24 protein-coding genes and 2 pseudogenes are annotated in these 24,210 nt (G+C 62.2%); 12 read left to right on the top strand and 14 right to left on the bottom strand.

What is annotated here, in order from left to right:
- A partial coding sequence (locus AC1RQF_RS04910; RefSeq protein WP_492871444.1) for an IS256 family transposase occupies positions 1 to 522 on the top strand: 522 nt, incomplete at its 5' end.
- On the opposite strand, the gene AC1RQF_RS04915 is transcribed toward AC1RQF_RS04910, so the two are convergent.
- The gene (locus tag AC1RQF_RS04915) at positions 506 to 835 is read right to left on the bottom strand and encodes a hypothetical protein (RefSeq protein ID WP_492871445.1); all 330 of its coding nucleotides are present in this window, start codon (positions 833 to 835) and stop codon (positions 506 to 508) included. The genes AC1RQF_RS04910 and AC1RQF_RS04915 overlap by 17 nt on opposite strands.
- A 60-nt stretch (positions 836 to 895) precedes the next feature.
- Positions 896 to 2,461: an AcrVA2 family anti-CRISPR protein gene (locus tag AC1RQF_RS04920; RefSeq protein WP_492871446.1), complete on the bottom strand. Its 1,566-nt coding sequence runs from the start codon at positions 2,459 to 2,461 to the stop codon at positions 896 to 898.
- Positions 2,462 to 2,992: 531 nt separating this feature from the next.
- On the opposite strand from AC1RQF_RS04920, the gene AC1RQF_RS04925 reads away from it, so the two are divergent.
- From AC1RQF_RS04925 to AC1RQF_RS04960, 8 genes and pseudogenes are all read left to right on the top strand, one after another.
- Complete coding sequence (locus tag AC1RQF_RS04925) at positions 2,993 to 3,388, top strand: hypothetical protein (RefSeq protein WP_492871447.1); 396 nt, start codon at positions 2,993 to 2,995, stop codon at positions 3,386 to 3,388.
- Between the two features lie 15 nt (positions 3,389 to 3,403).
- Positions 3,404 to 6,028, top strand: coding sequence for a glycoside hydrolase family 24 protein (locus tag AC1RQF_RS04930; RefSeq protein ID WP_492871448.1), 2,625 nt, complete (start codon positions 3,404 to 3,406; stop codon positions 6,026 to 6,028).
- Positions 6,012 to 6,569, top strand: coding sequence for a hypothetical protein (locus tag AC1RQF_RS04935; RefSeq protein WP_492871449.1), 558 nt, complete (start codon positions 6,012 to 6,014; stop codon positions 6,567 to 6,569). The genes AC1RQF_RS04930 and AC1RQF_RS04935 overlap by 17 nt, the downstream gene beginning before the upstream one ends.
- A gap of 152 nt (positions 6,570 to 6,721) precedes the next feature.
- A protein-coding gene (locus AC1RQF_RS04940; protein WP_492871450.1) for an IS3 family transposase occupies positions 6,722 to 7,884 on the top strand; the annotation gives its coding sequence in 2 pieces (ribosomal slippage) (positions 6,722 to 6,977 and positions 6,977 to 7,884; 1,164 coding nt in all).
- Positions 7,881 to 8,120 (top strand): hypothetical protein, encoded by a 240-nt coding sequence (locus tag AC1RQF_RS04945; protein ID WP_273998709.1) that lies wholly within the window; start codon positions 7,881 to 7,883, stop codon positions 8,118 to 8,120. Before AC1RQF_RS04940 ends, AC1RQF_RS04945 begins: the two co-directional genes overlap by 4 nt.
- 158 nt (positions 8,121 to 8,278) lie before the next feature.
- A pseudogene (locus AC1RQF_RS04950) lies at positions 8,279 to 8,431 on the top strand (Rieske (2Fe-2S) protein); the annotation flags it as partial.
- Positions 8,432 to 8,549: 118 nt separating this feature from the next.
- Positions 8,550 to 9,305: an IclR family transcriptional regulator gene (locus tag AC1RQF_RS04955; RefSeq protein WP_492871451.1), complete on the top strand. Its 756-nt coding sequence runs from the start codon at positions 8,550 to 8,552 to the stop codon at positions 9,303 to 9,305.
- An 18-nt stretch (positions 9,306 to 9,323) separates the two neighbouring features.
- A pseudogene (locus AC1RQF_RS04960) lies at positions 9,324 to 9,530 on the top strand (Rid family hydrolase); the annotation flags it as partial.
- 139 nt (positions 9,531 to 9,669) lie between these two features.
- Here AC1RQF_RS04960 and AC1RQF_RS04965 read toward each other — a convergent pair.
- The 11 genes from AC1RQF_RS04965 to copC form a co-directional block, all read right to left on the bottom strand.
- Complete coding sequence (locus tag AC1RQF_RS04965) at positions 9,670 to 10,692, bottom strand: DUF2891 domain-containing protein (RefSeq protein WP_492871452.1); 1,023 nt, start codon at positions 10,690 to 10,692, stop codon at positions 9,670 to 9,672.
- Positions 10,693 to 10,711: 19 nt separating this feature from the next.
- Complete coding sequence (locus tag AC1RQF_RS04970; RefSeq protein WP_492871453.1) at positions 10,712 to 11,662, bottom strand: DUF979 domain-containing protein; 951 nt, start codon at positions 11,660 to 11,662, stop codon at positions 10,712 to 10,714.
- Positions 11,659 to 12,348, bottom strand: coding sequence for a DUF969 domain-containing protein (locus AC1RQF_RS04975; RefSeq protein WP_273998717.1), 690 nt, complete (start codon positions 12,346 to 12,348; stop codon positions 11,659 to 11,661). Before AC1RQF_RS04975 ends, AC1RQF_RS04970 begins: the two co-directional genes overlap by 4 nt.
- 1,161 nt (positions 12,349 to 13,509) lie before the next feature.
- Positions 13,510 to 14,619 carry a type VI immunity family protein gene (locus tag AC1RQF_RS04980; RefSeq protein ID WP_492871455.1) on the bottom strand — a complete coding sequence of 370 codons (1,110 nt, stop codon included), beginning with the start codon at positions 14,617 to 14,619 and terminating at the stop codon, positions 13,510 to 13,512.
- 5 nt (positions 14,620 to 14,624) lie between these two features.
- Positions 14,625 to 15,089, bottom strand: coding sequence for a VRR-NUC domain-containing protein (locus tag AC1RQF_RS04985; protein ID WP_273998720.1), 465 nt, complete (start codon positions 15,087 to 15,089; stop codon positions 14,625 to 14,627).
- Between the two features lie 302 nt (positions 15,090 to 15,391).
- Positions 15,392 to 15,940 carry a PAAR domain-containing protein gene (locus AC1RQF_RS04990; protein ID WP_273998721.1) on the bottom strand — a complete coding sequence of 183 codons (549 nt, stop codon included), beginning with the start codon at positions 15,938 to 15,940 and terminating at the stop codon, positions 15,392 to 15,394.
- Positions 15,941 to 16,371: 431 nt separating this feature from the next.
- Positions 16,372 to 17,385 carry a TauD/TfdA family dioxygenase gene (locus AC1RQF_RS04995; protein WP_273998723.1) on the bottom strand — a complete coding sequence of 338 codons (1,014 nt, stop codon included), beginning with the start codon at positions 17,383 to 17,385 and terminating at the stop codon, positions 16,372 to 16,374.
- Between the two features lie 11 nt (positions 17,386 to 17,396).
- Positions 17,397 to 17,921, bottom strand: coding sequence for a GNAT family N-acetyltransferase (locus AC1RQF_RS05000; protein ID WP_273998725.1), 525 nt, complete (start codon positions 17,919 to 17,921; stop codon positions 17,397 to 17,399).
- Positions 17,922 to 18,433: 512 nt separating this feature from the next.
- Positions 18,434 to 19,345, bottom strand: a complete 912-nt coding sequence (locus AC1RQF_RS05005; RefSeq protein WP_273998727.1) for a LysR family transcriptional regulator — start codon at positions 19,343 to 19,345, stop codon at positions 18,434 to 18,436.
- 166 nt (positions 19,346 to 19,511) lie between these two features.
- A complete protein-coding gene (locus AC1RQF_RS05010) occupies positions 19,512 to 20,285 on the bottom strand; it encodes an SDR family oxidoreductase (RefSeq protein WP_252984421.1) in 774 nt (257 codons plus the stop codon).
- A gap of 298 nt (positions 20,286 to 20,583) precedes the next feature.
- Positions 20,584 to 20,958 (bottom strand): copper homeostasis periplasmic binding protein CopC, encoded by a 375-nt coding sequence (copC, locus tag AC1RQF_RS05015; RefSeq protein WP_273998730.1) that lies wholly within the window; start codon positions 20,956 to 20,958, stop codon positions 20,584 to 20,586.
- 100 nt (positions 20,959 to 21,058) lie between these two features.
- On the opposite strand from copC, the gene AC1RQF_RS05020 reads away from it, so the two are divergent.
- Together AC1RQF_RS05020 and AC1RQF_RS05025 are read left to right on the top strand one after the other, a co-directional pair.
- Positions 21,059 to 21,775 carry a 16S rRNA pseudouridine(516) synthase gene (locus tag AC1RQF_RS05020; protein WP_492871457.1) on the top strand — a complete coding sequence of 239 codons (717 nt, stop codon included), beginning with the start codon at positions 21,059 to 21,061 and terminating at the stop codon, positions 21,773 to 21,775.
- A 120-nt stretch (positions 21,776 to 21,895) separates the two neighbouring features.
- Positions 21,896 to 22,084 (top strand): hypothetical protein, encoded by a 189-nt coding sequence (locus AC1RQF_RS05025; RefSeq protein ID WP_273998733.1) that lies wholly within the window; start codon positions 21,896 to 21,898, stop codon positions 22,082 to 22,084.
- On the opposite strand, the gene AC1RQF_RS05030 is transcribed toward AC1RQF_RS05025, so the two are convergent.
- Complete coding sequence (locus tag AC1RQF_RS05030; RefSeq protein ID WP_274004360.1) at positions 22,085 to 23,107, bottom strand: NAD-dependent epimerase/dehydratase family protein; 1,023 nt, start codon at positions 23,105 to 23,107, stop codon at positions 22,085 to 22,087. It lies immediately after the preceding gene.
- A gap of 29 nt (positions 23,108 to 23,136) precedes the next feature.
- On the opposite strand from AC1RQF_RS05030, the gene AC1RQF_RS05035 reads away from it, so the two are divergent.
- Positions 23,137 to 24,168 (top strand): CDP-6-deoxy-delta-3,4-glucoseen reductase, encoded by a 1,032-nt coding sequence (locus tag AC1RQF_RS05035; RefSeq protein ID WP_273998734.1) that lies wholly within the window; start codon positions 23,137 to 23,139, stop codon positions 24,166 to 24,168.
- Positions 24,169 to 24,210: the final 42 nt, after the last annotated feature.

Consider the following 24,210-nt stretch of genomic DNA (forward strand, 5'->3'; position numbering starts at 1 on the left):
GTTGACGGTCTGAAAGGACTTCCCGAGGCAATCGGCACGGTTTATCCCCAGACTACCGTGCAGACCTGCATCGTGCATCTGATCCGTAATAGTTTGGAGTTTGCCAGCTACAAGGATCGCAGCGTACTCGCCAGAGCGTTGCGCCCGATCTATGCCGCGGCCAGTGCGCAAGCGGCCCAGCAAGCGCTACAGGATTTCGCCGAGGGTCCATGGGGAAACAAGTATCCGATGATCGTCCAGTGCTGGCAGCGCGCCTGGGAGCACGTCACACCGTTCTTCGTGTTTCCGCCGGACATTCGGCGAGTGGTTTACACCACAAACGCCATTGAGAGTTTGAACATGCAACTGCGCAAGATCATCAAGACCCGCGGTCACTTCCCACACGACGAGGCCGCCGTCAAACTGCTCTGGCTCGCGCTGCGCAACGTGCTGGTCAAGTCGGTACGAACGACCTTCGACTGGAAATCCGCGATGAACCAGTTTGCTATTCTGTTCGGGGAGCGATTTACGCAAGCCCGCTGATCACGGGTTGTTCAACCGCCTCGCCCACAAAAATGCGGACAGGTCCCAGCTGGCCGGCCTTAGTCGCGCCGTGTTCTACCCGACGTCGGTAGACAAGCGGCCGAATCAGTAGCTCAACAGTGGCCACGTCCTCAGGTTCGCCAGCAAAGCAGGCATCGACAATACTCTTGTCGACCCGTCCTAGTTCATTGTCGATCCATCGAAGCGGCTGGTATCTGTCAGAGTATTTCTCGGATAACGCGCCCTTGCCAAGCTCGGCATCGGACAGCGAATTTCTCCAGTAGCGCGCATAGGCTTTTGTTTTTGTTTGCATATCACCTCGCTTGAAAATCACGGGCCAGGCGTACCTCGGCCCCAGCTACCCGCCTTTTGGCTACGAACCAAGTCGGTCGGCGCGGACAATAGTCGGCCCGATGAAGGCCAGTTTTCGCAACGTGGAATGCGGGCCATACGGCTGCATCTTGAAGTAAGGCCGCCGCCAGTGGCTCCGGACTTCCCGCTGATGGTCTTCGGACGGTATCGAAGTCGCCACCTCCTCGTCGAGCAGGGCCGGGCCTATCACATACCTGTCGTACAGCTCTTCGATCTCCGCCAGGCGCTCCGCGCGCTTGCGCTTGCCCAGGCCCGTGAAGTCCCGCGGCGCATCGCTATAGGCCCTGTTGGGAATCACATGAGCATCGTGTACAGAGAGGTACAACAGCATTTTCAAGGCGTAGTCCAGCGTCGTGCGCCAATGCTGATACACACTCTCCGATCGAACAGCGGTCAGGTGCCCTTCGGCAACGCCACGATCTGCAGCCTGCGCCTCATCCAACAGCTGGATGATGGTCTTGTTCGGATCAGAGAGGGAAAGCTCCAGGGTGCTCAGCATGATCTGATTCTCAGCCGTGCCCAGTCCGCGGGTCCAGCATGCGCAACTGAGGACGCCTGCACGCTTTGCCAACACGATAGCTTCGTTGCCGCCAGGTCTTCTCCAACTCGATGCTTCTGGAATGATGCACAAGGTATCGCATGGCAGAATCAGAGAATCAATGGGAACATCATCTGCGATATACGCAGAGTGCAACAGACGATGGAGTGCCGTGCTGGGCTCATAAAAAACTCCATCACACAGCTCCATGATTTGCCAGGTCGCACTCTGCGCGGCATCGTCAGCCAATGCCTCCGCGGACTCGGCGGAGGTGCCATTCGGGAAAAACTGCTGGGCGAACGCCGCGGTAAGGCCAATTGCCTGGGTCAGAGACGCAGTACGCAGCACTTTGCCCAAGGTGCGCACGTTGCTTCCAATAATCACCTCTTCGTGGAGCTCGCGCCATGCGGCCAGTGCGCCGGTCATCCGAAAGCGCACCGGGGGTGGCAACCGGGCATAGGATGAGGATGTCGCCATGCGGCTCTTCTTGAGCGCGGTCCAGAGCCGGTCGCGCACGGCCAGTACCGCCAGAAGCGGGTCGCTCGCCGGGGTAGCTTCCGGCTCGTATAGCGGCCGCTGCAGACGCCGTTTCGGGTAGGCCGCGTTTTCTTCTGTTGTAAAGCGAACGGCAACACTCTGGATGGCAGGAGGGCCCATTGTCTTGGCATCCCAGGTGAATTCGAAACACACCCCCTGACCGAACTCGATTCGAAAGTGAGGTGCCGGCGACTTCAAGCTGAGCCAGGCAGTCAATTTCGGCCGAAGCAGGCTCCAGATTTCGTGACTGGCGTGAAAACGTTCGGCGCTATCGACCGGACGAAACCGACCCGACGTCAGCCACATCGTTACTCCAGGTACGACGTTCGTACAGCGCACGGGCCGCCCCTGCATTTTGATGGAGTAACCAAGGACAGAAATGACCACATCAGCTGTGCTTCTGCTTTTGAGAGTCAGGAGCGGGCCTTGCTCATTCTGCTGCACGCCTTCCCGTACAGAAATCACGTCGTGCCGAGAAGGGGAAATGTCCATGGCCGATCCACTTCGAAGAGGTTGTCCATTCGGAAATACTCGCCGCGCGCTAACGCTTGAGCCTCCAGGCAATGGGGAGGGCGGAGGTGCGTCGAGAGAGATGCCAAGGCGACGGCTCCACCCATGCTAGAAGTTCCAAACACCCTTCGAAATAGAAAGCATCTGATTTACCCATCAGATATTTGCCTTTTCGGGATAAGGCCGGCCAAGTTCATCGAACATGTCTTCTCTAGTCCGCGCGGGAGAGCTCATGGTGTAAAACCGAAAAATGTAGCCGCTGGTCTCTGTTGCGGCTCAGCCGGTTGGGCCATATTTGGCCCGACTAGGCCAAGTATGGCCCGAATTTTTACCTTTATTTTTCAATTGGTTATTTCAAATCGAGCCATTCATGGCTCAAAAAAACAGAGAAAAAAACACTTGCTGCGAATTCTGGCAATTGGAGGCTGTCTTGCTCATAGAGGAGTGCCATTTAAGCATTTGATAAATAAGGATAATTCTTGATTTATTAAAAGTTGGCACAGCGTTTGCGATATGGCCTATGTCACCATCCGCACCGGCAAGGACCGCACCGAAGAGGTGGGCAACAACCGCCGCGACAAGACCGTGGCCAACCACTGGGTCAACATCGGTGGGCACCAGGAGCATACCGTGGAGGGGCACTCCGAGCTGCAAGCCGGCCAGGCCATTCGTCAACGTTCGAAAGTCATCGAGCTGCAGGCGGGCGAAGTTTTCCGGCTACGCGGCCCGGGCGGAACCATCACCCTGCACGACGGCGGCATCACGCTGGATGGCGTCGCTATTACCCTGAAAGGCCCGATGAAGCAGCAAGGCGGTGGCAAAGGCAACTCGCTGTCCTTACAGGGCAATCCGGAGTCTGGGGAAGAGCCGGATGCCACTTACCACCCCACTTTCTCTGGCGACGCCTAAGGACACAGAGCAGTCATGTCCACATTCAAGTTCCCGTTCAAAGACCTGACCGGCAAAGAAGTGCGCAACGCGGACGTCTATTACGATGCGCTGACGATGGCTTCGAGTGGCTACTATCCACTTGGCCCTTCGGGCGTGCATTGCGGCATTCACTATGAGCCAGCCATGGCCAACACCCTGGCACTTGGCGAAGGCGTTCGCGCGATCGCGAAAGGTGAGGTCGTAGCCTATCGAGCGAACCGTAGCTACCTTTCCGTCCGAGGCCGAGCCAAGCCGCCGATGTCGGACAACGTGCTCTACAGCTCGGGGTTCGTCCTCACCCGGCACTCCCTGGAGTATCCAGCAGGCAACAAGTTGACCTACTTTTGCCTGTCCATGCATTTGCGGTCCTTCGAAGAATACGAACACCTGGGAGCCAAGGCACCCCGGCCGCCGTATTGGACATCCAAGATCTACCGCGTCTCATCGAAGGCGAACGACAAGCAAGAGGTAACAAAAGGTTCTGCAGCGCCTGTCATCCAAGGGTTGCGAGTACGTGCGCAACCCGCAGGTGACACAACCCCTATCCAGGGCATTCTGCCTCCTGGCTCCCACATCATTGGTGGCGAAATTCAGAAGGGATGGGTGCGCGTTCAATCGATAGTGGAAGGCAACGTAGCGCCTCCGAAGACAGGTGATGCCGCGATTGAGGCCCGCGCCATAAGCGGCTGGGCTCATCTTGCCGCGCTGGAGGCGCACTCACAGGTGCCGGAGACCTTTGATGAGGTGGTGGTTCCCAAGACCCCGATCAAGGTTAAAGCAGGAGCATTGCTCGGGCACTTGGGCGAGTATCGCCGGGTAGTCGACCCCAGCTCGTCCCGCCAGATGTTGCACCACGAGATCATCGCGGGCGCCGACCTTCCGGCCTATTTGAAGAAGAGCAGAGCTGCAGCACTAGCAGCTAAACCGGAAGAAAGGACGGTGTTGCGAGTAGCGCCCGGCTCGCAACTGCGCAATGCGGTTCTGGCACCCATCCAGACAGGGGTTCTCCGCCTAGGGACGGTACTGGAGCTTGATGGCATCCCGCCGGATGAGGCGACCTATGTGAAAGTCAAACCTGTAGCTGAGCTGCAATGGATCGAGCGCCGAGCAAAGCTGCCCGCTGGAGCCCAAGAAACAAAGCTGTATCGACACACTAACACCAATCCCTATACCGCTACGGATCTCGTTGCCGAAAACAATCGAGGCACCGACGGACAGCCCAAGGCTACGGTATATAGGGGTATTCGTGTTGCAACGCCGAATGCTCCGTCGGTCTGGATTGCCGCGACTACCTTTCGTGGTTTGTACGACCTCAAGAACCCAAAGAAAGAGAAGGTGGTGCTATCGGATCTCAGCGGATGGAATAGCTATCCGCTCACCTTCAGCGCCAACGGCTACAAGAACGGCAACGTCCCCCATCACTTTGCGATCTCATCCTTGGAACTGGCACGCCCCGCTACGCCGGATCCTACCTCCGAGCCTATCGGCTTTGCACTGGATGAAGCAGGAAAACGTTGGTGGCAAGTGCAAGTTAGAGATAGCACCACCTGTGCAACGGGCTGGGCAGGCGAAGCAGGCCATACAGGCATCAGCTTGCACTCCCCGCATGAATGGGTGGACTTTTCCATCATCGAGTCCGAATCCCAAACGGCCGCCTACGGCAGCTACTTCCTGGCTCTGGCAGATATGGCGGCATTTCAGCGCGGCGAAATGCCGCTTAAGAAAAGTCAGCTGGATGCGCCTCTGCAGCAGGTTTTCAGCATTCTGGACACGCTCCCAGACGGTAATTTGACCTTGGGTGAGCTTCAGGCGGCCCAGCGCAACCGCAGTACCGTACAGCAACTCTCGCGAATTATCCTGCGCTATCCCAGCGAATGGAAGGCCAATCCGGAGGCGTGGAAGCAGTATGACGCTCAAGTATCTCCTTCGGCCATGGCATCTTGGGAAAGTGAAAAACTACGTATGAAAGAGCTGACTTGGTGGGACAGCGTTACGCAAAAAAAAGTTGACGGATTTACGAGTACCGCTAACTGCTTTCATATCCACGTCGCCGGCTTTCTTTCAAATATGATTGACGGAAGCATTTCAATTCAAGAAGCACGGATTCGTGCATTTCTTAGGATGATTCGAGTTGGAGAAGGGACGGAGGGTCTGTTGGGGTATGAGCGATTGTTTGGTGGAAGTTCATTCATAAAAGATTATGGTAGAGACTTCTCTGATCATCCAAGAATACTGATTAAGACGGCCAAATATAATTCCACTGCTGCTGGAGCCTACCAGGTAATGGGCTACACCTGGGATGACCCTGCATCTGTCGGTTGGCGGAAAGACTACGAGATAAATAACTTCTCTCCAGCATCCCAAGATAAATACTGCGTTGTCCTTCTAAAGCACAAGCGACGAGCATTGACTTCCATAATTAATGGAAATATAAGAAAAGCAGTGTTCGATGACGGGTGCAACAAGGAGTGGGCAAGCCTACCTGGATCGCCCTACGATCAGGGTGGAGTTAACTGGGGAACAGTCGAAGGGAAGTTCAAAGAATTTCTCGCGCTGGAATTGTCAAGAAAATCAGACCTCGCACTTGAACGAGGAGAGATAGATGATCTTATTGATTAAACAGGAAAATATAGTGCGTGCCCGGTTGTATATGACGATGTGCGTCCTGGCGTATCTGTTGCCAATCCAGTCATATGCAGCCAGCTATGCAGACCCGCAATTCTCTGACTACCCAACGCAGGTATACAAGGGAGATTTGGTGGTTCCTGCATTTCTCAAAGAGGACGGTGAGGTCTGGCGGGATGATATGGGGAAAACTGTCTTCCCACTTGCAGTAAATACGGCAGGAAAATTCTACATGACTCCGCACAGCTGCGGGACGTCATGTCGATATTACACTCTCAATGATCTTTCCAATGGGAAAGAGTCTCGAGCCCTTGATCGCTTTTCAAATGATGGTTCCGCCCCAAGAAAGTCAAAAGATGGGCGAGATATCGTAATAGATCTAACGACTCGGCCAGATAGTGCGCTAATACTAGCTCGCTACTATTTAGGTGGCTTAGACGGCTCATCGGACTGCAGTGCAAGCTACTTTTTACTTGTTCCGAGTGGAAAATCTATAAAGCCAATCGCAGATTCACTTAAATGTCCAAAGGATTGACAGAGGCTGGGGAGTGAGGTTCGCTTGGGTAGGCTGATCGCAGCTATCAGCAGTTTCCACTACCGCTTCAAGTTGGAATGCCACGCTTTGTAGTGGTCTAATGAATCCGGACACTGATTTAGGCGAGAATGGTCGCCATGAAGAGGTGTCTGATGAGCAAGCAACGACGTACGTTTTCCCCGGAGTTCAAACAGCAAGCCGCGTGTCTGGTGCTCGACCAGGGCTATAGCCATATAGAAGCAAGCCGCTCGGTCGGCGTCGGCGAGACGGTGCTGCGCCGCTGGGTGCAGCAACTTCAGATGGAACGCCAGGGCGTCACGCCGCAGGGCAAGGCAATCACGCCGGATCAACAGCGTATTCAGGAACTCGAGGCGCGTATCGAACGCCTTGAGCGTGAGAAGGCCATTTTAAAAAAGGCTGCCGCGCTCTTGATGTCGGAAGGCATCGAACGTACGAAGTAATTGATCAGATTGGCGCAAGCGAATCGGTCGAGCTGATCTGCGCGGTATTCGACGTGTCGCGGTCCTGCCTGTATGCCCATCGAGGGCGAACCCGACGCGTTGATGCCGAGCGAATGGCACTGCGTAGCCGGGTACACGAACTATTCATCGAGAGTCGAAGCTCTGCTGGCAGTCGCAGCATCATGGGCATGATGCGCGAGGAAGGTACGGCGATTGGCCGCTTCAAGGTCAGCCGCTTGATGGAAGAACTCGGGTTGATCTGCAAGCAGCCGGGCCGCCATGCCTACAAGCAGGCCACGGTCGAGCGGATCGATATCCCGAACCATCTCAATCGCGAATTCGAGGTTGGTACGCCGAATCAGGTGTGGTGTGGTGACATCACGTATGTCTGGGCGCAGGGCCGTTGGCATTATCTGGCCGTAGTACTCGACCTGTTCACGCGTCGGGCTGTTGGCTGGGCGTTCTCGACACGCCCTGATGCCGATCTGGTCGTGCAGGCGTTGGAGATGGCCTACGAGCAACGTGGTCGACCGCAAGGCTTGCTGTTTCACTCGGATCAAGGCGGTCAATATGCAAGCCGGAGATTCCGTCAGCGCCTCTGGCGCTATCGGATACAGCAGAGCATGAGCCGTCGAGGAAATTGTTGGGACAACTCCCCGATGGAGAGGTTGTTCCGCAGCTTCAAGACCGAATGGCTACCGTCAGTGGGCTACATGTCGGCGCAGGAGGCACAGCGGGACATCAGCCACTACCTGATGCACCGGTACAACTGGATACGGCCGCATCAGTTCAATGACGGACTGGCGCCGGCGGTTGCGGAAGAAAAACTTAATGCAGTGTCCGGGATTAGTTGACCACTACACAGGCGATCCTGATCCTGACGGGCGCCTACATTGGCTTTCTGCCCAAGCACTACGCGAAGCAATGGGTCGATGCGGGCCAGATGCGCCAGATCGGGTCACAACTGACGTCAACATGGCCGTTTTCGTCGATCACTCGTCGCGTCGCGGCGCAGCCGACCGTGCTGCGTGCGTTCGTCGTTGATCTGATGGCGCATGCGGACCACCGTTCCCTAACTGCGGACAGATAGATTGCGCCGCAGTATCCGGCTCGACGCGATAGCGTCACAGCCTTGCCGCGCAATGCATTGCTACCGACGTGCAATCGTCACTCGGAGATAGTGCTGCTATCAGGCACCCGGACCGGCGCGACTTGCCGGCTTTATATACAGAACTCGCGCCATCCGTATTTCTTCGCGACGGCAAACTGGTGTGTGGGTATCACGGGCTAACGATGGGGCGTGACGGTCGCTGCACGGGGATGGCGGGACAACGGGTCACCGGTTTTCCGACGATCCACAGCTATCCCGCTGTCGAGCGGTACGGCTTTAAGCTGATTTACGTTGCTGCCAACGCACGGATGATCATGAACCCAGAAGACTCGACGCTCTATGTGCAATCTTTCGCCACCGGCATCGCGGTGCTGGGCGCATTCGATGTGCAGCATGCATCGATGATGCTTGGCGGAGATTGCCGCTGCCGCGGGTATCAGTCGTAGCGCGGCCCAGCGATTTGCCTTTACGCTCGAAGCGATCGGCTTGTTGATGAAGGACCCGATCAGTAAGCGTTATTCGCTGTCGTCGCGTACCCTGGATGCGGGTTGTCGCTATCTGCAGTCGCATCCGCTGCTGAATCGCGCCAATCCTTATCTGCTCGAACTCAATCGTAACGCGGGTGAAACGGTCAATCTGGCGGAGCCGGCCGGGACGGACATGATCTATATCGGCCGATTCCCGAGCCCGATGCGGCTGATGGTGCACATGCCGATTGGCCGCCGGATTCCGATGTACTGTTCGTCGGCCGGCCGGGCGTTTCTGTCGTGTCTGCCCGAAGAGCAGGCGCGTCGGGGCCTGCAAAGCACACAACCGGTGCGTTTCACGCCCAGTACGGTGGTGGATGTGGACGAGTTGCTCAAGCGTTTGCAGAGGGCGCGCCAGGATGGATATGCGTACTGCAACGGGGAGTATTACCGCGGCGACCTCGCGCTCGCAGTACCGGTATTCGATCTCGCTCAACGTGTGGTCGCGAGCTTGCAGGTTTCCGTGTCCGCCTCCAAGTGGTCGCTCAATCGAGCGGTGTCGCATTTCGTGCCGATGATGCAGGAAACTGCACGGCTGATCTCCACGACACCGCCGACGCAGCGCGCTCTGGCATCGCTCCTTGGGCCCCATGTCGATCAACCAGCCACATTGGGTGATCGGGCGGGTTCCCAGTAGGCAAATACCGTCCAGAACTGCTTCGACATCGTGACGGAGGCGGGCCTCGGCAAGGAAGACACTGTTCACATGAAAGCGTTTTTGACCGATGCCCTCTACTTCCAGTCGTTCAACAAAGTATTCAAAGCATTCTTTGCCGCACACCCGCCGGCCCGCGTTTGCTACGTTGCCGAAATGGAAGACGTTACTGCTCGGCTGCTGGAATCCTTCAATACTGCTTTTTAAGCCCAATGACGGCCACCTACGGGGGATATTCACTCCCCCGTACTTTCATTAGAGCGGCATGTCGAGCGTCACGTGATCGACGACGGTCGGCGAGTATAGTCACGCGCCGAAGACCTTGCCGCCACCGGAGTTTCGTGCGCTACGCTTCCAGCGCAAGCAATGCGAACGTCGCGAGCCAGTGCTCGCCCATGTAGTCACCGGCCACGTGCGCGAGCGCGCTCGCGAGATGACGGTCGGCTGCGTCGAGCAGCTTCGCGCGCCGCGCGTCGCCTTCCGGTAGTGCGCCGGCCAGCGCACGCTGGCACCATGCGCGGCTGAGGTTCAGCCCGTCCAGGTGTGCGATCTTGCCGTCGCTGCGGTCGCTGACAGTCGCCGGCTCGAACAGTGTCGCGGGTTCGCCGCGCGCGAGATCAGGCAGGAAGCGCGCAAACCAGCCGTCGAATTCGCCCGCCGGCAGCACCCGCCGCATCAACTCAGCCTCCATCAGCGCAGGCGACAGGAACTCGTCGCCCGACGGCTCCCACGCCTGGCACGCGACATCGTTCAGGTGCCAGCGCTTCGCGGTATCGACGATCAGCGCCGCGAGCCCGTCGCGCTGCGTGTCGCGTGCGAAAGCGAGCGTGAGCGCAAGCGCGAACGCGGTGTTGAAGTGCGTGCCGACGCGCAGCGGATAGGTCGCTTTCGGCAAGAAAGCCTCGAAGCGCGACACGAACAGATCGGTCAGCGGCGCCATCGTCTTCGCCCAGCCCACGGCCTGCGGCAGCGGGCCCCTCAGCGCAAGCCGCTCGAGCTGCGCGGCAAGCGCGAGCAGCCACGCCCAGCCGTACGGCCGCTCGAAGCCACTGTTGTGCGGCAGAGCAAGATACGCGCGTTCGCCGACAACGTTCGCCTCGGTGAAGTGCGCATCGACAATCGCGACGATGCGTTCGGCCTCCGGCAATGCCGGGTAGTGTTCGAGCACGCGCAGCACGAGCCAGTAGCCGTGCACACACGAATGCCAGTCGTAGCTGCCGTAGAAGATCGGGTGCAGCGCGCGCGGACCCTGCACGTCCTGCGGGCTGGCGAGCGAATGTGTGAGCTTGTTCGGATATTCGCGGGTTAGGTGCGCGAGCGCAAGCGACGCGAATTTCGACGCGAGTTCGAGGGGCAGTCGGTCGGTCATGAGGGGCTCGTCCATCTCGTCAGAAGCGGAAAACGAACGCATACATCAGCAACGTGTTCACGGCGAGCAGCAACACGGCTGTCGGCCACTGCGCCTTGATCACGCCGTTCTTGTCCTTCAGCTCAAGCAGCGCCGCCGGCACGATATTGAAGTTCGCCGCCATCGGCGTCATCAGCGTACCGCAGAAGCCGCTCAGCATTCCGATCGCACCGAGGATCGCCGGGTTGCCGTGGAACTGGTGGACGATCAGCGGCAGCCCGATACCGGCCGTCATCACGGGGAACGCCGCGAAGCTGTTACCCATGATCATCGTGAACAGCGCCATGCCGACCGTATAGGCCGCGACCACCGCGAACGGCGAATCGATCGGCACCCACTCCTTCACGAGCCCCGACACCACGCCGCCGACGCCGGCGACAGCGAACAGCGCGCCTAGCGCCGCGAGCATCTGCGGCAAGATCGCGGCCCAGCCGACCGCATCCATCGTGTGGCGCGCCTCCTTCACGGCATGCACGGGCGAATCGCGCAGCATCGCGAGCGCGACGCTGAACGCAACGAGCGTGCCGAGCACGAGCGAGATCAGCGTCACGCTCTTCTGGTCGACGAACGGCACTCCTTTCAGCGCGAATGTACCGATCAGCGTGACGACCGGAATCAGCAGCGCGGGCAGGAACAGCCGGTTGCCGAAACGCTGCGCGAGCGTCTCGCGGCGCACGGCCGCGGCTTCCCCCGCTTCATCGGACTTGCCGCGCCCGAGCTTGCCCGAGCCGGCGATCGCCGCGAGCGCGATCGCGAGGCAGCCCGTCACGAAATGCGGCAGCAGCGCGCCGAACAGGAACGTGGCCGCGTAGATCGCCCAAAACGCGAAATTGACGATGCGGCGCGGGTTCGTGCGGTCCATCAGGTTGAAGTACGCGAACGCGGCGAATATCAGCCCCGCAAGCGTGTACAGCGATTCAAGGCCGATCATCGTGCGCCCTCCCGCCCGAGCAGGCCAAAGCCACGCGCCAGCCGGCGGTCGAGCAGCGCGAGGCGCGTGCAGTGGATCAGGAGCGCTGCGATCGCGGTCGGGATCGCCCACACCGACAGATGCAGCGGCTCGATGGAGATCCCGTTCTGTTCAAGAAAGCCCTTGATTAGCAAGATCGACTGGATCGCGATGAAAATGTCTTCGCCGAAGAACACGGCGATGTTGTCGACGCCCGATGCATGCGCGCGGATCTGCTGGCGCACCGATTCGGGCAGTTCACCGTGCAGGTTGACCGCCGCGGCCTCGGCCATCGGCGCGATCAGCGGCCGCACCATCTGCGCGTGGCCGCCGAGCGACGTGAGGCCGAGCGCGGCCGTCGCCTGGCGCAGCACGAAGTACAGCATCAGCACGCGACCCGTGGTGGCCGCTTGCACGCGCGAGATCATCCGCTTCGCCTGCTCCTTGAGCCCGTTGCGCTCAAGCAGAGCGATCACCGGCAGCGTCAGCCAGATGAGCCCCATGTAGCGGTTTTCGGTGAACGCCTTGCCGAACGCGCTGACGATGTCGACGAGATTCAGCCCGCCCGCCAGCCCTGTCGCGAGCCCCGCGATCGTGACCACCAGCAGGGCATTGAAGCGCAGCGCAAAACCGATCACAACGATCGGCACTCCAATCAGCACCAGCATTGCTCCTCCTTGTATCGGACGCGCGGCGCCATGCACGCGGCACCGCCTGCCCGGTTTCGGCCGGGCTCGATGCGCGCAATCTAGCACGAGAATTTATCGATAAAAAGTCGATGATTTGCTGCCTAGGGTAAACGTTGAAGCGCGCGGGTACAGGTTCCGATTTCGCGGTCCGTCACGCCAAAGCGACTGGCAAAAGTACACCCTCCGGGACTCGCTCAGCCTCTTCCTCCACGTTACGGCCACAGGCGGTCACGCCTAGCACTCCCGCTACTACTGGGCTGGCAAGCAAAGGCCCATCTCATTCGGCACCTATCGGCGGAAGGACTGACGTGAACAATCGCAATATCGTCTGAGTTCTCTTTCGTGCGATAGGCCTGATAGTTTTCCGGGTCCTCCATGTCGGCATATTCGAGAGCCTGATCTGTGAGATGCTCCCGAGCCTCCAAAGTGTTGCGATGTTCTTCGTACTGACATGGCAAATTATTCTTGAAGTTGAGGATCGCTTCGCGGGCTCTGTCGCGAAGCAGTTCGTTGGTGAAGATAAACCTTGGCACCATCCAACTAAGCTGTGCTTTACGGACCGGCCGGGCATTTGCTATGCCAGTTCAGCGTAGGCCAGACGAGACAACGGGTACTTAATCACTGCGTCTGGGTCCGACAGAAATAGGCAGTTACGTCATCAACATCATCGCTCCAGTACCGCAACATCAGACTACTCAACTTGATCTCGCGTCCGTTCCGATGACCAACCTGGTCACTGCTAGCTGCTGCGGGATACTCGGAGTCAAAAGTTGCAGGTACTCTGCCGGGGGGTATCTACGGGGGTAGTTATTTCGACACTCATGCTCAACATCACTAAGAATCAGAAGGTTACGCGTGCAAATCAAGGCTGACCCTGGGCACCATCCACTTCTTTGTCGCCGTGTTCTCGGCGAGACTTCCCGGCTTTTCCAGCTTATCCCGCCTCGTGACGGCGTTTCCACTCGGCTGCTGGCACGCCGCTGGCTGTCACGCTGGCTTGCGCCCAGGCGGAATCGCCCAAAGAAGCCCCTCGCGCCCGGTGGCCGAGGCGTCGCCTACTGATGCCTCAAGCACGAACCAGCCGGCGACGAAGGGCTCGATTTATATCGAAGCGGGTCGAGCCCTGATCACGAAGCGATATCACGTCGCGGGCGACAATTTCGGCGTCTTGTGCAGTTCGACCCAATAGCTGTTTATCTCGTCGTCGGGCACGTTGAAGCGCTGCAACCATGCCTCTGTTGCCACGCGGGTATTGAGCAATGGCGCGGTGCTGTCCACGGTTCCGCCTTGCAGAATGTCGGACGACTCCGCCACGATCGGGCGCAGCGCGTGATTGAGCAGCACATACGCGGCGGGGGCTCCCGGGGGAATCCCTTTACCCATCGGCACGCCGGCGGCCGGCTCCGGGCCGGCCTGGATGACGAGGCCGCCATTGCCGAACGGCGTCTTGCGGAACCAGTCCGGCGGGAGCATCAGTGTGCCCTCACCGCCTAGCTGACGAACGAGATCGGCGTCGAGCGCCGTCAGCCAGTCGACGGTCTTGATCTTGTCCCGCGTAACGATGGTCGCATGCGTCATAGGCTCCCCGACGTCGATGCCGGGTCCGTACAACCGCGACCAGAAATTCTCGCTCGCTTCGTTGGGCTCCTGCTCGGTGGGCGGGAGATTCACGCCAAAACCAGCATGCCCCCAAACGGTCGGCAACGTCGCGACGAACGCCACAAACAGCTTCTCGAAAATGCCGGGACACAGCTGCAGAAATCGGCGCGGCACGCTGAATTTGAGCGTATCGAGCGCATAATCAGCCTGCCAATCCTCGAAGCAAAATACACCGAACGAAAAGAAACCCGCCGCAAGCTTGTGGTCGGCGCTCGTTGTTTCCGAAACGACTGGCGCGCCGCTCGACTGGGCACGCGCCAAGCTCGGGAATTTACGCGCCTTATCGAAAGCCACCGGGCTCTTGCCTTCCTCGTAGAACCAGCGCATCGGGCTCACGCGCGGCGGCTCGGTGCCGGCTGCTTGCGCGTAGACCTTCGCATACTCATCGAGAGCAGCCATGTAGCGCTCGTAGCACTTCACGAGGGCTTCACGTACCGGCTTGGTATTCCCTTGCTTGAAATACACCACACCCCGAACAACAAGAGCCGCGCCGACAATAGCCTTTTGGTAAGGAGGCTCATAAAGCCCAAAGGGCAAGGTGTCCTGTCGTCGCGGGTCATGCGCCCATGCGACCAATTCGTCGTTTGTCATGATCTTTAAGGAAAGACCGCACCAGGAGCGGGTGACCCGGGGCTGACAGGCGTCATGGGCGGCAACCCGAAAGGCCCGGCAGTGTTTCCGCTCGTGTTCGCGCCGAACAGTTCATCCGTATTGGATTGTGTCTGTACCGATCGGGCGGACTTGCCCTGTGGCTCTCCGTCATCGCATGGACAATCCGCCCGCCTTAGCGAGACATATTTACTATCGTCACCCGCAATCCGCTTGTACGATATTTCCTGTCCGTGGCTAAACCCATCATCGAACTTCATTTCGACGACGGCCTTGATATTCGACTGTACGGGAGGCTGACCTGGGTCATTCACGATGACCACATCGGGACGGCGAATCTGATCCAGGCCGGTCTTTTTGCCCTTGATATACCCGCCGAGTTTGCCCGGCCATTTCTCCTGAATCCAGATCAGCAAACGACCGACCGGCGTTAGCGCATCGTCGTCTTCCATGATCGGCACCGGTGGCGCCGGGGGCTTGGGTCGCATGTCGTACGATACTTCCGGCAAGTACTGCGTTGGTTTCCCGGACATGATTCTTGAAGTCGTGTTCGTAAAATTCAACCGCTCCGCAACGCACTTCTGCCGGAGAAACCGGCCTCCCTTTTTTGTCGCGATGGCAACGCCGATGCGGCCACATCGACACATGAGATCGCAAAGCTTCTGCCTTTCGTGCGGCAACAACCCGTTGCGAACGCCTATGGCTGTCGTTCTCCCCTCGCCGCCTCCCGAACCTCCGACCACCGAACCGCCGCTCATGCTTCACCCATGCTCGCCGCCCCGAACGTTCCCGGATGGCTGAACAAAAGCGATACCGCCTGACGGCTGTTGAGCCAAGCCGTGTAACCGTTCGCGTCCGTCGTGCCGTGAATCGTCTGACCGTCGGCCGACGTCACCGTGTAGGGATGGTTCGCGATGGGCTCGCGCGTAAGGTCGTCGACAAGCTGGAAACGCCCACGAGATGGGCCATCGTCGTGCGCGGCATGCTGCGCAACCGCGCTTGTGCCCGCACCGACCGCCCCGCCTACCCCCGACGTCTGCTCCGCCGTCGCTTCGCCTTGCGATGCGATCAACGTCGCGCCGCACGCCGTCTTGTCGCCTTCGGTCGCGACGGCACGGCCGTCGAACGTCATGCTGCGAATCCGGACGCCGACGATCGGATAAACGCCGCGGCACCTCGGGCACGACACCATGTCGCCCTCCAGCGCAATCGCCTTCCCGAGGACCGTGTTGGTCGATGTACACGCCAGCACGCGGCCGCCGTGGGAGGTCGTATCCCCCTCCCGAATGAACGCTGAACCCATGCCCGATCCTCTGTCGAAAACTCGCGAGGACTCGAGCATGCGTCGAACCGAGGTGATTGCCCTATCAGCATTGCCGGACAAAGCGCGGCGCGAAGGTTGAGACACGAACGATCTTTCGCGCCCCCGTATCAGTCAGGGGGCGCGCCATACCATCGCGGAGCCAAGTCCAGCGTGGATTTCCGGGGCAACGCGACCGGCGAGCCCTTGTCGCGCCGTCGCCAGGCGACAGCCTCATCCGCCCGTCGACAGAAATGTGTATTTTGGTGACGCGCTCGATGCTCACGAACCCCGCATCGGAAAATGCGCGCCGGATTCTTCAAGTGCGCGACACCATCGCTTTTTTGTTTTCGACGGCACGCACTGCCCGCCGGGCGCAAGCTGCGACGCAGGCCGACGCCCAGACAGAATTTTCCCGCGGCGTCACGCAGCCCTCACCCCGCCAAAACCGCCTCCGGAGGCCGCACCTCGAACCCCACCACCTCCGCCTGCCGCAATCGCGCCGCGTGCCCCGCGCCGGGCTCGCGAATGAACAGGCGCGTCAGCCAGCGATCCTTGCCGTCGAACCGCGGCTCATACCGGGTGCGCGAATGGGAGGTCCGGTGGTTGTCGAACACCAGCACGTCGCCGGGCTTCAGGTAGAGGATTTCCTGCGTCTCCTCGATCGCCGCCATGAATGCCTCCAGCGCCTCGTGCGCCGCGCTGCCCGCCTCGCATTCGATCAGCCGGCCGTCGTAGCGGATCCGGTCGTCGTTGTCGAACAGCAGGCGCAGCCGGGTCTGCGGGTCGGGCTGCTCCGCCGTCTTGAACAGGTCGTCCACGCGCCACGTCAGCGGCACCGACCGCAACACGTCCTGATGCGCGGCGCTCAAGCGCTTCACGATGCGCCGGACCGAGATGACCGGCGTACCGGCCCGACCTTCATGGTCCGCGCGCGAACAGCCCAGCGCCACGTAATTGGGCTGCGCCGTCAGATACGCGAGCTCCGTGTGATAGCGAAGCGCGTCCCGATAACCGTGCGAGGTCATGGAATGCTCGCTGGCGATCATGGTCTTCGCGTCCCGCGACGGAAACACATCCTGCAGCGGCGCGCCGCTCCGATTCCGGTCGTAGCCGGTCGCCACGCCCATGCGCATGCCGATCAACGCGACCCACGCCTCGGTCTGCAGCAGCGTGCGTTCCGGCGGCGGCGGCCAATGCTCAGGCGTGTCGGGCAAGGCGTCCGGGTCGAGCGGCAGCCCGCGCAGCAGCAGGTAGCCGCCCTCGTTGCCGCGCGCCCGGAACGCCGCCAGGGTGTCGCGGATCGGCGCCGGCAGCGCGTCGGACAGCGCGGCGGCCCGCGTGAAGAATGCGCCGAGATCCGCGCGGGGCAGCGCGGGAAGCTCGGCGCGCAGAGCCTCGAGCGCATCCGCATGGGGGCTGCAATCGAGTATCGCCGGTACGTGCATGGGATCCTCCATCAGGTCAGGGATCGGTACATGTGATGGACGTCGACCAGGCCCTGCGTCGGGTGGCGGAACGCCCGGGGAACGATGGCGAGGGTCTCGAAGCCCAGCCCGTGCCAGAGCCTGACGGCCCGTTCGTTGGCCGCGACCACCGCATAGGCTTCCATCGCCGCATAGCCGGCGGCGCGGCAGGCGTCGATGACGTATTCCGCCAGCGCGCGCCCGACTCCGTGCCCCCAGCATTCCGGCGTCACCATCAAATCAAAGTTCGCGATGTGATCGCCGTGGCCGTAACGCAGCGGCTTCGTCTGCATCGCGGCGACCACGACGCCGTCGCGCTCGGCCACGTAGAGCGCCGCGCGCGGCGGCCGCAGCCAAAGCGCGATGGCGTCCTCCTCGGTTGCGTCCAGCGGATACGGGTGCGTCTCGCCCGCCGACACGATGCGGCGCCACAGCGGCCAGATGCGCGGCCAGTCGGCGGCGTCCGCACGCCGGACCTCGACCGCTTCCGCAAGCGGCGGTGCAAGCCACTCGCTCATGCGTCACCCGCGCGCGCCGGCTGACAGGGGCGGCGCGGCGCGCCCGCGCCGGAATCGCCCGCAATGAAATGAATCAGCGTTTTTTCCCCGTGCTTTTCGGCATTTCGCCTGGTCATCCACGGCTGTAATAATGAAAACATTCTCTCGGCCCATCATTCTTTTACTTTTCATTGCTTCGACGCCATTCCCGCGGCGGTTGCGCCACGCGGCGCGCTCCTCGGGAATACATCGGACGTGCGGTGCCGGGTATCGGCCCCGACTCCCCGAACCCGCCAGGCAAAACAGGCAAACACCGGGCGGATCTCGGCCGATCGACGATCGGCGGCGCACCCATCATTGTTTTGCTTATTTGAATCATCAAGCCGGCGTTTAGAATAAGCCAACTATTAAATTCAGTCCACTATGAATGAATCAGTAACCACGGGATTTTCTGATGGAAATGAAATCAGGCGTGGAATATCCCCGGCCCGCCGGAACCGCGCGGCAATCGGCGCCCGGAACAGCACGCGCGCCTAGCCGTCGCGCTCGATCGCATCCCGCGCCAGTTCCTCGAACCAGTCGACGAACACATTGAGCCGCCGCGACCGGTGCCGGCGGTGCGGATACAGCGCCGAGACCTCCATCGACGCCGCGCGATGCTCGGGCAGCACCTCGACGAGCGCGCCCCGGTCGAGCAGATGCTGGACGTCGAAACGCGGGATCTGGATCATCCCGAGCCCGGCGAGCGCGGCCGCGATATAGGTCTCCGCATTGTTGACGATCACCCGGCTCGGCATCGCGAGTTCGATCGCGCGGCCGGCCGCGACATACTCCCAGGGCGTCTCGCGCCCCGTCGTCGGCAAGGCATAGCCGACCGACCAGTGATGCGCTTCGAGCTCCTCGGGCCGCAGGGGCACGCCCTGCTCGCGCAGATAGCCTGGGCTCGCGCAGTTGATCATCGCGATCCGCCCGAGCGGGCGCACCACGAGGCTGCTGTCGGTGAGCCGCCCGACCCGGATCGCGCAATCGACGCCCTCCTGCACCAGATCGATCGAGCGATCGGTGGAACCCAGCGACAGCTGCAGGTTCGGATAGCGGCGCATGAAACCGGGCAGGGCGGGCGCGATCAACCGGCGCGCGATCCGGCTCGGCACGTCGACATTGAGCCGCCCCGCGACATCGCGATCGCTGCCGCGGAACAGCCGGTCCAGTTCGTCGGCCTCGGCGAGCAGCCGGCGGCCGCGCTCGACCAGCAGCGCACCGTCCGCGGTCAGTTGCACCTGACGCGTGGTCCGATGCAGCAGCCGCGCGCCGACGCCCGCCTCGAGCTGCTGCACGGCGGCCGACACGGTCGCGCGCGGCAGGCTCAGCGTATGGGCGGCCTTGATGAAGCTGCCCATTTCCGCCACCTGCAAAAACACCCTGATCTGTTCCAGCTTGTCCATGACGCCGACCTCCCGACGCGGCGCGCGTTGGCGCAAAAAGGCCGCGCGCCCCCGAGCCGGGAGCGCGCGGCCGCCATCTCGACGCCCGGCGGACGCACCCGCCCCGACCGGGCGAGGCGGCCCACCGCGCCGCCTCGCCCGGTCGGGGGCGCGCCGGCCCGACGCCCTACTTCGTCGTGTAGCCGCCGTTGATCAGAAGCGTCTGCCCGGTGATCCACCAACCGTCCGTCACCAGGTGGCGGATGAACGGCACGACGTCCTCGATGTCGGTCAGCCCGGTCTTGCTGAACGGCGACAGCGCCGCGGCGGTCTTGTGGTACGCGACCGCGTCCGCGCCTTCGGCCGGATAGAAGAACGGCGTATCCATCGGGCCGGGCCCCACCGCGGTCACGGAAATGCCGCGTGCGCCGTATTCCTTCGCCGCGGCGCGCGTGAAGTGCTCGACGGGCGCCTTGGCGCCCGCGTACGCCGCGTAGAACGGCGTGAACGCGCCGAGCAGCGAGGTGACGAGCGTCAGCAGCTTGCCGTTGTCCTCCAGGTGGCGGCCCGCCTCCTTGATGAAGAAGAACGCGGTCTTGCTGTTGACCGCGAACATCTCGTCGTACTCGGCCTCGGTGATCTCGGTGAACGGCTTCTTGAGCACCTTGCCGACGGTGTTGATCGCGATGTCGATCTTGCCGAAGCGGTTCTTCGCGTCGTTGAACAGCCGCTCGACGGCCTCCGCCGACGTCAGGTCGCCCCGGAACGCCGCCGCGTTGGCGCCCGCCGCCTCGAGCGCAGCCACCGTCTCGTCGGCCTGCGCCTTGCTCGATGCACTGTTGTAGTGAACCGCGATCGATTTCGCGCCGTGGCTCGCGAGGTCGCGCGCGATCAGTCCGCCGAGGTTCTTCGCGCCGCCGGCGATCAGGACGACCTTGTCCTTGAGGGTATGTGCTGTCATCAGTGACTCCATCGCGTTGAGAGGAGTCCGTAGTGTAGGCAGGCTTCGGCGCGCGGTCAGCATGCGCGGGCTGGATAGATTATCCAGAAATCAGATACAAACGGAAACGTCATACAAATTGCCGCCCGACCCGGGATTCGCTCGCGGGCGTCGGCAATGGCGCGCGGAGTAGCGGCCGCCGGCCGACTCCGGCAGCGCCGCGCCGCCGCCCATCATGCGCATCGCGCATGACACGGCCGAGCGAATGGAAAGCCTGGCTGGGCAATCCCGCGCCGCCCGGCATGGCGGCGGGCGCGCGTCACTTCACGCTGAAGCGATAGCTGCCCTGCGTGCGATGGCCGTCGGTCGCGACCGCGACCCAGCGCACCGTATAGTCCCCCGCCGCGATCGGCTTGAGCGCGACCGACATGCGCTTGCGGTTCGCGGCGTCGATCGTCGCGCGGCCGTCGGCGGCCGGCTGGCCCGCCGCGTCGGTCACGACGATCGAGCTGAAGGCCGGTTCGAGCGGCTCCGTGAAATCGATCGCGACAGCATGCGGCGCGTCGGTGACGACCGCGTTGGCGGCCGGCTCGCTGTGTTCGGGTTTCGCGTGCGCGAAGGCCGCGGCCGACAGCGTGAGCGCCAGGACGGCGAGCGCGCCGCGTCGGGCGAGCGGCATCAGGATGGAAGTCATGGCTTGCCTGTATCGTTGGTTCATGCACGCGCCGCGACGGCGCGTCCGGACCCGGCAGCTTACCAGCCCCGCGCGACGCGCTTGGTACAATGCGCGCGCCATGAATCTCGAAAGCATTCTCTTCAAGCAGGGCTTCGGCTCGCGCCGCCAATGCCGGGCGCTGATCGACGCGGGCCGCGTCGCGGTCGACGGTGCGATCGCGGCCGACGCCGACGCCCATTTCGACACGACGGGCCTCGTGTTCGAGGTCGACGGCGTCGCCTGGCCCTACCACGAGCGCGCGTACCTCGCGCTGAACAAGCCCGCCGGCTACGAATGCTCGCGCGATCCGCAACATCACCTGAGCGTGTTCAACCTGCTGCCGCCGCCTTTCGCGGCGCGCGGCGTGCAGTGCGTGGGCCGGCTCGACCAGGACACCACCGGCCTGCTGCTGCTCTCCGACGACGGCCAGTTCGTGCACGCCTACACGTCGCCGAAGCGCAAGGTGCCGAAAACCTACCTCGCGACCGTGCGCCACGCGCTCGACGACGCCCAGCTCGACGCGCTGCGCGCCGGCGTGCTGTTGCACGGCGAGCCGAAGCCGCTCGCGGCGCTCGCCGCGCGCGCCCGAGAAGAACGACTCCTCGAGATCGCGGTGCTCGAAGGCAAGTATCACCAGGTCAAGCGCATGGTCGCCGCCGCACACAACCGCGTCGATGCGCTGCACCGCGAAAGCATCGGCGGCTACCGCCTGCCGGACGCGCTCGCGCCCGGCGCGTGGTGCTGGCTCGCCGAAGCCGATCTCGCTGCATTGCGCAACACGGCGAATACCCTCTGAGGGAAAGCCCGGAGCGTCCTTCGAAGGCCCCGCGGCGCACCTTGCGGCGCAGCATGGCAGAGTTGAAATCCCCCGCTATACTCGAATCAAAACCAAAAAAACTGGTTGAGGGGAGACATCATGATCATCAACAGTCCGATTGAACTTTCTTCGGTGATGCTCGCGTTCGCCGCGCTTGGCGCGATCGTGATCGGCGCGCTTTTGACGGCAATGCACCTGAAGCGCAAGTACCATCCGAGCCTGATCGGCGCCATGATCGGCGCCCTGCTGTGTTTCCTGCTGATCGAGGCGCTGCCTGCGATCACCTGATCACGGCCGGGCGACGCCGCGCAGGAAGTCGTCGACGTTCGGATAGCGCAGCGCGATCCGCAGTTCGCTCTTCATGCGCGCATTCACGAGCCGGCGCGATTCGCGCATGAACGACAGCAGCGACGGATCGAGCTGCCGTTCGGCCTCGGCGCGCGTGATGCGCGGCGGCGGCGCGAGCCCGAACGCGCGCGCCACGCGCGCGAAGTAATCCCCCATTTTCAGCTCGGTGTCGTCCGACGCATGGTAGGCGCGCGACGCGCGGCCGCGCGTCGCCGCGCGCAGCAGGATCGTCGCGAGATCGTCCGCCTGGATGTGATTGGTGTAGACGTCGTCCGCCTCGCACAGCGCGGGCGTGCCCCGTTCGAGCCGCGCGAGCGGCAGGCGGTTCGCCGCGTAGATGCCGGGAATCCGCACGATCCGCGCCGACAACGCGCCGCGCGCGGTTGCATCGCGCAGCTGCCGCTCCGCCGAGACGCGCCGCCGCGCACGCGGATTCGCCGGCCGCGGCGTGCGCGTCTCGTCGACGCGTACGCCGCCGCAGTCGCCGTAAACCCCGCTCGTGCTCGCGTAGACGAGCGTGGGCGGGCGGAATCGCTCGGGTACAATACGCGCTGCCCGACGCGGCGGCCCGGGCGGCCGCGCGGCTGCGCGCCGCCCCGGCGCCGACAGCGCGGCGATCAAGGCGCGGGTTCTGCGGTCGTCGATGCCGGACGGCTGCGGTGGCGCGAGGTGCAGCACGACGGGCGCAAGTCCCGCGAGACGCCCGAGCGACGCCCGCTGGTCCAGGTTGCCGACGAGGGGCACCGCCCCCGCCGCCCGCAGTTCGGCCCGCCGCGCCGCCTGGCTCGTCAGGGCAATGATGCGAAGCGGCGCGCGGCGCGCGCGCAGCTGCTCGACGCAGCGCGCGCCGACATCGCCGCAGCCGACGATCAGTACGCGCCGGCGGCGCAGAATTCGTGTCGCGATCATGGTGTATGCGTGTTTTGTAGCGGATGCATTGTAGCCGCCGTGCGCATGCCGCACGGTCCCCACATTTTGTTCTCAACGACTCTATGGCATTCAACGTAACCCTCAAGCAAAGCGGCCGGCAATTCCAGGTCGAGGCCGACGAAACCGTGCTCGCGGCCGCGCTGCGACAGAACGTGCATCTGCCGTACGGCTGCAAGAACGGCGCCTGCGGCTCGTGCAAGGGCACGATCGTGCAGGGCCAGATCGAACAGGGGCCGCATGCGGCGTCCGCGCTGTCGAACGACGAACGCACCCGAGGCCTCGCGCTGCTGTGCTGCTCGAAGCCGCAATGCGATCTCGAGATCGACGTGCGCGAGATCGCCGGGGTCGACGGCGTCCAGGTGAAGAAGCTGCCGTGCCGCGTCAACGCGCTCGAACGCCGGGCGGACGACGTGGTCGTGCTGAAGCTGCAGCTGCCCGCCAACGAGCGCCTGCAATATCTGGCCGGCCAGTACATCGAATTCATCCTGAAGGACGGCGCGCGCCGCAGCTACTCGATGGCGAGCGCGCCGCACGACGACGGCCCGGTCGAACTGCACATCCGCCACATGCCGGGCGGCAAGTTCACGGACCACGTGTTCGGCGCGATGAAGGAGCGCGACATCCTGCGCTTCGAAGGGCCGCTCGGCACCTTCTTCCTGCGCGAGGACTCCGACAAGCCGATCGTGCTGCTCGCCTCGGGCACGGGCTTCGCGCCGATCAAGGCGATCATCGAGCACGCGCGGCACCTGGGCCTCGAGCGCCCGATGACGCTCTACTGGGGCGCCCGTCGCAAGAAGGACCTGTACCTGCTCGAACTCGCCGAGCAATGGGCGCGCGAGACACCGAACTTCCGCTTCGTGCCGGTGCTGTCGGAGCCGGACGAAGGCGACGCGTGGACGGGCCGCACAGGCTTCGTGCACCGCGCGGTGATCGAGGATCTGCCGGACCTGTCGGGCCACCAGGTGTACGCATGCGGCGCGCCCGTGATGGTCGAGTCCGCCCAGCGCGATTTCACCGCGCACCACGGGCTGCCGGCCGACGAGTTCTACGCGGATTCGTTCACGAGCGCCGCGGACCTCGCGCACCCGGTCTGAACGCAGGCGGGCACGCGCGACCGCCGCGACCTCGAATTGTTG

The organism is Burkholderia sp. GW821-FHT14F03 (genome assembly GCF_058803765.1).